General features: G+C 73.6%; 10 protein-coding genes. 5 read left to right on the top strand and 5 right to left on the bottom strand.

The features are described from left to right. Positions 1-511: 511 nt before the first annotated feature. Positions 512-1,642: an MFS transporter gene (locus AOJ26_RS33505; protein WP_053852134.1), complete on the bottom strand. Its 1,131-nt coding sequence runs from the start codon at positions 1,640-1,642 to the stop codon at positions 512-514. A gap of 82 nt (positions 1,643-1,724) precedes the next feature. Between AOJ26_RS33505 and AOJ26_RS33500 the strand changes: the two genes are divergently transcribed. From AOJ26_RS33500 to AOJ26_RS33485, 4 genes are all read left to right on the top strand, one after another. Then, entirely contained in the window at positions 1,725-2,474 is a 750-nt protein-coding gene (locus AOJ26_RS33500; protein ID WP_053852132.1) for an AraC family transcriptional regulator, read from the top strand. Between the two features lie 72 nt (positions 2,475-2,546). Then, a complete protein-coding gene (locus AOJ26_RS33495) occupies positions 2,547-2,924 on the top strand; it encodes a MauE/DoxX family redox-associated membrane protein (RefSeq protein WP_053852131.1) in 378 nt (125 codons plus the stop codon). After that, positions 2,921-3,388, top strand: a complete 468-nt coding sequence (locus AOJ26_RS33490; protein ID WP_053852130.1) for a peroxiredoxin — start codon at positions 2,921-2,923, stop codon at positions 3,386-3,388. The genes AOJ26_RS33495 and AOJ26_RS33490 overlap by 4 nt, the downstream gene beginning before the upstream one ends. A gap of 64 nt (positions 3,389-3,452) precedes the next feature. After that, entirely contained in the window at positions 3,453-5,801 is a 2,349-nt protein-coding gene (locus tag AOJ26_RS33485; RefSeq protein ID WP_053852129.1) for a SpoIIE family protein phosphatase, read from the top strand. Positions 5,802-5,810: 9 nt separating this feature from the next. On the opposite strand, the gene AOJ26_RS33480 is transcribed toward AOJ26_RS33485, so the two are convergent. From AOJ26_RS33480 to AOJ26_RS33465, 4 genes are all read right to left on the bottom strand, one after another. Beyond that, positions 5,811-6,245, bottom strand: coding sequence for a cupin domain-containing protein (locus AOJ26_RS33480; RefSeq protein WP_053852128.1), 435 nt, complete (start codon positions 6,243-6,245; stop codon positions 5,811-5,813). A 99-nt stretch (positions 6,246-6,344) separates the two neighbouring features. Beyond that, positions 6,345-6,926: a DNA polymerase ligase N-terminal domain-containing protein gene (locus tag AOJ26_RS33475; RefSeq protein WP_053852127.1), complete on the bottom strand. Its 582-nt coding sequence runs from the start codon at positions 6,924-6,926 to the stop codon at positions 6,345-6,347. 41 nt (positions 6,927-6,967) lie between these two features. Further along, complete coding sequence (locus AOJ26_RS33470; RefSeq protein ID WP_053852126.1) at positions 6,968-7,798, bottom strand: aldo/keto reductase; 831 nt, start codon at positions 7,796-7,798, stop codon at positions 6,968-6,970. A 162-nt stretch (positions 7,799-7,960) separates the two neighbouring features. Beyond that, entirely contained in the window at positions 7,961-8,587 is a 627-nt protein-coding gene (locus AOJ26_RS33465; protein WP_078960129.1) for a hypothetical protein, read from the bottom strand. A gap of 77 nt (positions 8,588-8,664) precedes the next feature. On the opposite strand from AOJ26_RS33465, the gene AOJ26_RS33460 reads away from it, so the two are divergent. Then, a partial coding sequence (locus AOJ26_RS33460; RefSeq protein WP_063790360.1) for a TauD/TfdA dioxygenase family protein occupies positions 8,665-9,636 on the top strand: 972 nt, incomplete at its 3' end.

Below are 9,636 nucleotides of genomic sequence, written 5' to 3'. Positions count from 1 at the left end.
GCGGAGGGGGAGTCCGGGGTGCCCCTCCGAGGCCGGCCGGTCGGGGCCGGGGCGGTCCTCGCCGAACGTGAGCCCGGGCAGCCGCAGCGCGGCCGTGATGGCGACGACCGTACGGACGTGGTCGTCGGCGTAGCGCCGCAAGGGGATGCTCATGGGCTCTCCGGTCGTCGTGGAACCATGATGGCCGAGGCCCGCGGGTCGCGACCGCCACGACCCGGCCGGCGTCCGGGCGGTTCGTCTGCCCCCCGTCCGCGCTGCGGACCGTGTCCCGTTCCCTGTCCACGGTCCGACCGCCAGTCTTCCCGAGTCCGGTGCGCCCGTCGTCGTACCACAGCCGGCGATCGCGCCTACTGAGAACGCAGTACGCGCCAGGGGCGGATCCTTCCTGGGCAGGACCAGACGGCCGTCCGGCGGCGGGCGTCAGCGTCCGGACGCGGTTCCGGCCGCGGAGACGTCGGCCCGGGACAAGGGAGGCGAGGGCGAAGGTGAGGGGTCCGGTCCCGGCCGAGGCTCAGCGCGCCGGGACCAGCGGTTCGGCGGGTGCGGGTTCGCGCAGGCCGCGCAGCAGCAGAACGCCCAGCGCGGGCAGGACGATCAACGGCACCAGCGCGGTCCGCAGCGACGTGGCGTCGGCCAGCGCGCCCAGCGCCGGGGCGGCCAGCCCGCCGACGCTCACCGTCAGGCCCAGCGTGACACCGCTCGCCGTGCCCACCCGCCCGGGCAGGTAGTCCTGGCCGAGGGTGACGTGCAGGGAGAACGGCACGTAGAGGCCGGCCGAGGTCAGGGCGACGAGAGCGAACACCGCCGGACCCGGGACGAGCACCACCCCGGCCACGGCGAGCACCGTCAGGGCGTACGCCCCGCGCACCACCGTGAGGCGCCCGTACCGGTCGGCGAGCCGGCCCCCGAGGACCGTGCCCACGGCACCGCCCGCGTACAGCACGCACAGCGCCGCCGTACCGGCCACGTCCCCGCCGCCGACGCGCTCACGGACGTACAGCGACACGAACGCGCTCAGCCCGACGAACACGACCGACCGGCAGACCACCGCGCCCGAGAGCCGCAGGAACGACGGCCAGTCGTCCCTGCCGCCATGCCCTGCCGCCGCTCCCGCCACCGGGCGTGACCGGGACGTGCGCACCGCCGCCGCGCACAGTGCCGCGCCCAGCACCGCCGGAACGGCCAGCAGGGGAGAGGCGTCCAGGCCGCCGCCGGCGATCACGGTGGCGACCAGTGGCGGGGCAAGCGCGAATCCGACGTTCCCGCCGAGCGAGAACCAGCCCATCCCCCTGTTGCCGCCGGACGCGACGGCCCGCGCCGCCCTGGCGGCCTCCGGGTGGTAGGCCGCGACCCCGATGCCGGACACGGCGACCGCCGCCAGGGTGAGCGGATAGGAGCCCAGGACTCCGCTCAGCGCGACCCCCGCCCCCGCCGTCAGCGCGCTCAGCGGCAGCAGCCACGGCATCGCCCGGCGGTCGGTGAGCGCGCCGAACAACGGCTGCACCACGGACGACAGCAAGGACGCGGCCAGCACGACACCCGACGCGGCGGCGTAGGACCAGGCCCGCTCGGCGACGAAGAACGGCACCAGGGCGGCCACGGCCCCCTGGTACACGTCCACGCAGGCGTGACCGAGCGACATCAGCGTGAGGGAACGGTTCTTGGGCACGGCACCGAGCCTCGCGCGGCGGCCCACTGGCCCGCTTCCGATAATCTGCCCAGTTGTGCCGAACATCCGCCACACCCCGACGGCGCCCACCCGCGCCCAGCACCTTGCCGCGGGCGCACGCATCGACGCCCACCGGCACGACGACCACCAGATCGTCTACGCGGGCTCCGGCGTCCTCGCGGTCACCACCGACGCCGGCACCTGGTTCGCACCCGGCACTCGTGCCATCTGGGTCCCCGCCGGCACCGTCCACTCCCACCGCGCCCACGGACACCTCGACCTGCATCTGGTCGGCCTGCCCGCCGACGACAACCCGCTCGGCCTGGACGCCCCGACCGTGCTCGCCGTGAGCCCCCTCCTGCGCGAGCTGATCCGCGCCTACACCCGCGACCCCGCCGACGACCGCCCCGAGCGCCACCGCCTCCTGGCCGTTCTGCGCGACCAGCTGCGCGCCTCGCCGAGGCAGCCCCTGCGCCTGCCGACTCCGACCGATCCCCGGCTCGCCGCGGTCTGCGCGCTCGTCCACACCGATCCCGCCGACCCCCGCACCCTCGCCGCCCTCGGCGCCGCGACCGGCACCTCGGAACGCACGCTCAGCAGGCTCTTCCGCCGCGAGTTCGGCATGACCTTCCCGCAGTGGCGCACCCAGTCGCGCCTCTACCACGCCCTGCGCATGCTGGCCGACGACGTCCCCGTCACGACCGTCGCCCACCGCTGCGGCTGGTCCTCCGCGAGCGCGTTCATCGACGTCTTCCGCCGCTCCTTCGGCTACACCCCAGGCACCCACAACCGCCGCTGCCCATGAGGACGGAGGCCGCCGCACGAGGCGCCGCTACCGTCCAGTAATGTGCGCGGCAGCCCCCCCGGAGGAGGAACCGTGCCACGGTCTTCACGTTCGCCCCTGCTGCTCGCCGGCCTGCTGGCCACCGCGGGCGCCGCCCACTTCGCCGCGCCGCGCCAGTTCGACGCGATCGTCCCGAAGGCCCTGCCCGGCGAGCCCCGGACCTGGACCTACGCGAGCGGCGCCGTCGAGCTCGCGCTCGCCGCCGGTCTGGCGGTGCCGAAAACCCGGCAGACCGCCGCGCTCGCCGCCGCCGCCTTCTTCGTCGGGGTGTTCCCCGCCAACGTCAAGATGGCCGTCGACTGGCGCCACCGCCCCGCACCCCAGAAGGCGGCGGCCCTCGGACGGCTGCCGTTGCAGGTGCCGCTCGTCCTGTGGGCCCGCAGCATCGCCAAGAACGGGGGCCGGGCATGAGCAAGGCGCTGGAGAGCGGCGACACCGTCGAGGACTTCGAGCTCCCGGACGAGACGGGCACCAGCCGCAAGCTGTCGGACCTGCTCGCCGGCGGTCCGGTCGTCCTCTTCTTCTACCCCGCCGCCCTGACCGCCGGCTGCACCGCGGAGGCCTGTCACTTCCGCGACCTGGCCGCGGAGTTCGCCGCCGTCGGCGCCCAGCCGGTCGGCATCAGCGGTGACACCGTCGAACGCCAGCAGGAGTTCGCCGGGCGCCACACCCTCGGCATGCCCCTCCTGTCCGACGTCGACGGCACGATACGCGAGCTGTTCGGCGTCAGGCGCGGCTTCTCCCTGGCACCCACCAAGCGCGTCACCTTCGTCATCGCCGAGGACCGCACCGTGCTGGAGGTCGTCCGCAGCGAACTGCGCATGAACGCCCACGCCGACCGCGCCCTCGAAGCCCTGCGCGCCCACCGCACGTGACGGACGGGGCACGGTTGCCCCGTTTCGGTTGATGCGGTCTGACAATGGGACCATCCTGGACGATATGGAGCACGTCTCCGCTACGGCGGTCACCGATGCCGCGGGCGTCGTGACGGGGTGGAGCGAGGATGCCCGGCGGCTGACGGGACACACGGCCGAGGAGGTCGTAGGGCGCGCGGCGCGGGACCTGCTCGCCGAGGACCCGCCGCGATCGGCCGTGACAGCGCTGAAGGGGACCGTCGAACTGCGGCACCGCGACGGTTCCCTCCTCACCCTCGTCCTCGACGCCTGCCCCGTTCTGGGCGGCGACGGCACGCCGACCGGATACGTGATCACGGCCCGGCGCCCCGGTCCCGCCGAGTCGACCCTGGCCGGGCAGGCCTTCCAGCAGGCCTCGATGTCGATGTCGGTCTTCGACACCCGCCAGCACTACCTGCGCCTCAACGACGTGGCCTGCCGGGTCATGGGAGTTCCCGAGGAAGCCCTGATCGGCCGCTTCTTCCCGGACACCGTCGAGGACGCCGAGCACAGCCGCGGCTTCCTAGCCAACCTGCGCCAGGTCGCCGAGACCGGCAGACCCGCCCGCTACGAGAGCTTCACCGGCGCGCCCGCCCTCAACCACGAGCACGCCTGGACCTGCGAGATGTGGCCCCTGCACGAGGACGGCTCGACCGAGCCGACCGGCGTCGCCCTGGCCGCCTTCGACAGCAGCGACCAGTACTGGGCCCGGCAGCGACTGGCTCTGCTGAACGAGGCGGCGGCCACCATCGGCACCACCCTCGACGTGGTCCGCACCGCCGAGGAACTCGTCGGACTCCTCGTGCCCCGTTACGCCGACTTCGCCAGCGTCGACCTCCTCGAATGGGTCCTAGGCGCGGACGAACCGCCCACTGTCCTGGAGGGCGACATCGTGCTGCGCCGCGTCGCCCACGGCTCCGCCCACGAGGGCACCCCCGAGGCCGCCGTCCACCTGGGCGAGACGGACATCTACCTGGCCTCCTCGCCGCCCGCGCGAGCGGTGAAGGAGGGCCGGGCCGCCCTCAGCCAGGCCGGCGAACCCGACTTCATGCGCTGGGTCGCCGAACGCAACGCCCGCGCCCCCGCCGGCCGCTCCTACCGCAAGGGCGTCCACTCCCTGCTCGCCGTGCCGCTCAAGGCCCGCGGCACCACCCTGGGCGTCGCGGTTGCCGTCCGCATCGCCCACCCCGACGACTTCGGCGCCGACGACGCCGTCCTCGGCGAGGAGGTCGCCAGCCGGGCCGCCGTCTGCATCGACAACGCCCGCCGTTTCGCCCGCGAGCGCACCACCGCACTGGCCCTCCAGAACAGCCTCCTGCCGCGCGGCCTGCCCGGGCAGGCCGTGGTCGAGGTCGCCCACCGCTACCTGCCCTCCGGTTCGCTGGCCGGCATCGGCGGCGACTGGTTCGACGTCATCCCGCTCTCCGGCAGCCGCGTCGCCCTCGTCGTCGGCGACGTCGTCGGCCACGGCATCCCGTCCTCGGCGACCATGGGCCGGCTGTGCACGGCGGTGCGCACCCTCGCCGACGTCGACCTGGCTCCCGACGAGCTCCTCACCCACCTCGACGACCTGGTCACCCACCTCGCCTCCGGCGACCGCGACGAGGAGGTCGCCGAGCTGGGCGCCACCTGCCTCTACGCCGTCTACGACCCGGTCTCGCGCCGCCTCGCCACGGCCGCCGCCGGCCACCCGCCGCCCGCCGTCGTCCTGCCCGACGGGACCGCGCGCCTGGTCCCCCTGAGCGCGGGGCCCCCGCTCGGCGTCGGCGGACTGCCCTTCGAGGCCACGGAGATCGAACTGCCCGAGGGATCCGTCGTCGCCCTCTACACCGACGGCCTCGTGGAGGACCGGGACCGGGACGTCGACCACGCCACCGAGGAACTGTGCCGTGCGCTCACCGCGAGGACCGACACCCTCGACGACCTGTGCGACACCGTCCTGAAGGCCGTACTGCCCGAGGAACCCGGCGACGACGTGGCCCTGCTGCTCGCACGCACCCGGGCCCTCGGCGCGGACCGGGTCGCCACCTGGGACGTCGAACCCGACCCCGCGCAGGTGGCCGCGACCCGGCAGGCCGCCACCGACCAACTGGCCGCCTGGGGACTGGAGGAGACCTCCTTCGTCACCGAACTCGTCGTCAGCGAACTGGTCACCAACGCCATCCGCTACGGCGAACCGCCCATCCAGCTACGGCTGATCCGGGACCGCACCCTCATCTGCGAGGTCTCCGACGGCAGTTCCACCTCCCCGCACCTGCGGCGCGCCCACGCCTTCGACGAGGGCGGCCGCGGGCTGCTGCTGGTCGCCCAGCTCACCCAGCGCTGGGGGAGCAGGCAGACCGGCAGCGGGAAGACGATCTGGGCCGAACAGTCCCTGGAAGCGCCCGGGTTCTGAGCGGCGCGGTCACTCGAAGGAGCAGCCGGGGTTCGGCACGTCCTCCGAGTACGGCGAGCCGTGCGGGAGGACGTACAGCACCTCCAGGACCAGTGGGACGTCCCCCTCGTTGCGGCCGAGGTGGACGTCGCCGGGGCCGCCCGGCTCGCGGACGACGGTGCCCTGCGGATAGGTGCCGTCGCTGGCGCAGTCGGAGTGGTAGTGGCTGAGGGTGCCCTGCTTGACGTACCCGACGACGAGGCCGTCGTGGTAGTGCCAGCCGGTCGCCTGGCCCGGCGGGACGGTGATCTCCCGGAGGACGTAGTCGGTGTCGCCCACGGTTTTCTGGGCGACCAGCGTGCCGGTCACTCCGGGGCCGGGCGGGGTCGCCTGTGCGGTGCCGCCGGTGAGGACGGTGGCGGTGACGACCGCGCCGGACAGGGCGGTACGGAGCGCGATGCGCATACGGAGGGCCTCCTGGCTCGTGTTCTTCAGCGATCATGTGTCGTTGTGAACATAGAGCCGCGGCAGGCCCGTTGGGCGGTGTTCGGCGGATCCGCCGGCTCAGGTCTCCTCGTCGGCGACCTGAGCCAGCGTCCGGCCGGTCCGCACCGAGCGTGCCCGGCGCGGATCCGGTGTGCCGTGGCCGCGCGCCCCTCCCTCGGCGGTCTTCACCAGCAGCCAGTTGTCCGCACGGAAGCGGGTCAGCGCGTACGCGCCGTGCAGCTTCGTGCCGTGCAGCCGGAACGTGGCGTGCCCGCGCTCCAGCGACTCCGCGAAGTCGACGGGACGCCCCTTGCGGTCGTGGCTCAGCGGCTCGTACGTGCCGCGGTCCCACACGATCACCGTGCCGCCGCCGTACTCGCCCGCGGGGATCACGCCCTCGAAGTCCTCGTACTCCAGCGGATGGTCCTCCGTCGGCACCGCGAGGCGTTTGTCCGTGGGCACGTCGGAGGGGCCCTTCGGGACCGACCAGGACTTCAGCACGTCGCCGACCTGGAGACGGAAGTCGAAGTGCATCGTGCTCGCGTCATGGATCTGCACGACGAACCGGGGCGCGGCTCCCGTGCGGGTCCGCCGTCCTGCCGGCTCCCGGGTCCGCCCGAAGTCCCGCTTGCCGTGGTAGTCCCTCAGTCGATCGCTCACCTGCGGCTCCTTCCGGCGGTCCCGGGTACCCCTCCCGCTGCTCAGAACTCCTCGTGCACCTCCGGGTCCCCGCCCAGGCGCCGGTGCTCACGGTCGCCGATCGCCGTCACCTCGGCTTCGCTCAGCTCGAAGCCGAACACGTCGAGGTTCGTGCGCTGCCGCTCGGGGTCGCCGGACTTCGGGATCGGCAGGGCGCCGAGCTGGACGTGCCAGCGCAGGATCACCTGACCGGGCGAGACACCGTGCGCCTCGGCGGCGGCCGCCACGGCCGGGTCGTCCAGGAGGTCCGAGCCGCGGCCCAGCGGACTCCAGCTCTCGGTGACGATGCCCTTGCCTGCGTGGAAGGCGCGCAGCTCGTCCTGCGGGAGCAAGGGGTGCAGCTCGATCTGGTTGACGGACGGCAGGACCCCGGTCTCCTTCTCCAGCCGCTCGATGTGCGCGGGGGTGAAGTTGGAGACCCCGATGGACCGTACGAGGCCGTCCTCACGGAGTTTGACCATGGCCTTCCACGAGTCGACGTACTTGTCGACCCGGGGGAGCGGCCAGTGGATCAGGTACAGGTCGACGTACTCCAGGCCGAGCCGGGCGCGGGACTCCTCGAAGGAGGCCAGGGTCTCCTCGTAGCCGTGGTGCCGGCCGGGCAGCTTCGTCGTCACGAGGACCTCCTCGCGCGGCACCCCGGAGGCGGCCACGCCACGGCCGACCCCGGTCTCGTTGCGGTAGTTCGTCGCGGTGTCGACGAGCCGGTAGCCGCTCTCCAGGGCGGCGGCGACGGCCCGCTCCGCTTCGGCGTCGTCCATCGGCCAGGTGCCCAGGCCGAGGGCGGGGATCCTCGTACCGTCGTTGAGCGTGTGCGTCGGGATGCTGATCACGTCCGGACCTTCCCTTGACTGTGTCGTCCTCCCAGCCTCACCGATGGGGTGAGCAATGATCAACCGGACGGGCGGGGACGAGGTCGGCCGCGCGCCAAGGAGCGGTGAGGCCCCGGGTCCTCGTGGACCGCACGTCGGTCGAGGACGTGGTCATACAGGATTTCAGCGTGTGAGGGCGTGGGCGGTGCCGCCGTCCGCGGCCAGGGCGGCGGCGATCCGCCGGTGGGCCTCGCGGCGCTCCTCCTCGGGGACGGGCGGCAGGAGCTCCTCCCACACCGGCAGGAAGGAGCCGCGCAGCTGCACCAGCCCCGCGGGCCTGGCGAGGAGCCAGAAGTGCAGGTGGGCGGCGCCGTCGCCCCAGCGGTTGACGTGGACGCGGGCGACGCCGTCGAGGGCGAGGACCGCCCGCTCCACCCGTTGGAGGAGGGGACCGAGCTCGGCCGCCCGCTCCGCCGGGAGGTCGGACAGGTCGTGGTGGCCGCGCGGTTGCAGCATCACGACGGCCGGGAGCCGGGACTCGGTGCCGACCTCGTCGAGGCGCCAGTGGTCGTCGGCCCACAGGGCCTGCGTCACCGGCTTCAGACAGGTGCGGCACTCCTCGGGGCCACCCTCGCCGGCCCGGTCCGGCTCGGGCAGGACGGGGGGCCGCAGCCGCTTCACCCGGAAGTCCCCCTCGAAGGGGAAGGTGTCCCAGGCGGTCACCGAGTCGGCGGGCAGGGGCAGCCGTTCGCCCGTCGGCAGCCGCCGGAGGAAGGCACCGGGCTCCTGGGGAGTTGCGGGCGTGTCCACGCTGGGCAGTCAACCATGGGTGACGTGCCCCGCGGGGCACGGATCCCGGACAGATGCCGGCGATCAACGGAGCACGCATGACGACGGACAAGGGCACGGCGGAACGGGACGCGGGCATCGAGGTGAACCCGGTGGCCGGGCACATCGGCGCCGAGATCACGGGCGTCGACCTGTCGGACGACCTCGACGACACGGTGGTCGCCGCGATCCGGGCCGCGGTGCTGCGGTGGAAGGTGGTCTTCTTCCGGGGACAGAAGCTCGACCACCCGGGGCATGTCGCCTTCGCCCGAAGGTTCGGCGAGCCCGTCGTCCTGCGCAAGCGGGGCAGCGCCTCACCCGCGGACTTCCCGGAGGTCGAGACGACCGCCGACCGCCTGGAGCTGGGCGGGAAGTTCGGGATGGAGCACGAGGAGTGGCTGCGACGCCGCCGGCACACCCTGCTGCGCGGCTGGCACTGCGACCACGGGGCGCGGATCGACCCGCCCGCGGCGACAATCCTGCGCGCCGAGACGGTACCGCCGTACGGCGGCGACACGCAGTGGTCCAACCTCGCCGCCGCCTACGCCGGACTCTCCGGCCCGGTAAGGGAGTTCGTCGACGGACTGCGGGCGGAGCACCGGCTCGGCGTCGGCTACCAGCCCCGTCCGGGCGACGACGCCTACGTCCGGCACCTGCTGGACCACCAGGTCGCCTCCCTGCACCCGCTCGTGCGGGTCCACCCCGAGACGGGGGAGCGGATCCTCTACGTCAACGGCTACTACGTCGAGCAGATCGCCGGACTCTCCCGCGCCGAGAGCCGGGCGATCCTCGACATGCTCCTCGAACAGGCGGTCCGGCCGGAGTACACGGTCCGCTTCCGCTGGGAGCCGGGCAGCGTCGCCTTCTGGGACAACCGGGCCACCATCCACCTGGCCCCCAGCGACAACGCCCACCTCGACTTTCCCCGCACCATGCACCGGGTGATGCTGGCGGGAGACGTGCCGGTGGGGGTGGACGGCAAGCCGTCCGAGGCGATCACGGGGAGCGAGGTGGGGCAGCTGGTGAGGGGG

The organism is Streptomyces sp. NRRL B-24085, assembly GCF_001282115.1.
In the GTDB taxonomy this organism is placed as follows: Bacteria; Actinomycetota; Actinomycetes; order Streptomycetales; family Streptomycetaceae; genus Streptomyces.
The sequence above is the reverse complement of the archived record's forward strand: the minus strand, read 5'-3'. Positions and strand labels throughout refer to the sequence as shown.

What these genes read in the sequence shown, in the direction of transcription:
- AOJ26_RS33505 (WP_053852134.1), bottom strand. Translation starts at nt 1,642, where the DNA reads ATGTCGCTCGGTCACGCCTGCGTGGACGTGTACCAGGGGGCCGTGGCC.
- AOJ26_RS33480 (WP_053852128.1), bottom strand. Translation starts at nt 6,245, where the DNA reads ATGCGCATCGCGCTCCGTACCGCCCTGTCCGGCGCGGTCGTCACCGCC.
- AOJ26_RS33485 (WP_053852129.1), top strand. Translation starts at nt 3,453, where the DNA reads ATGGAGCACGTCTCCGCTACGGCGGTCACCGATGCCGCGGGCGTCGTG.
- AOJ26_RS33490 (WP_053852130.1), top strand. Translation starts at nt 2,921, where the DNA reads ATGAGCAAGGCGCTGGAGAGCGGCGACACCGTCGAGGACTTCGAGCTC.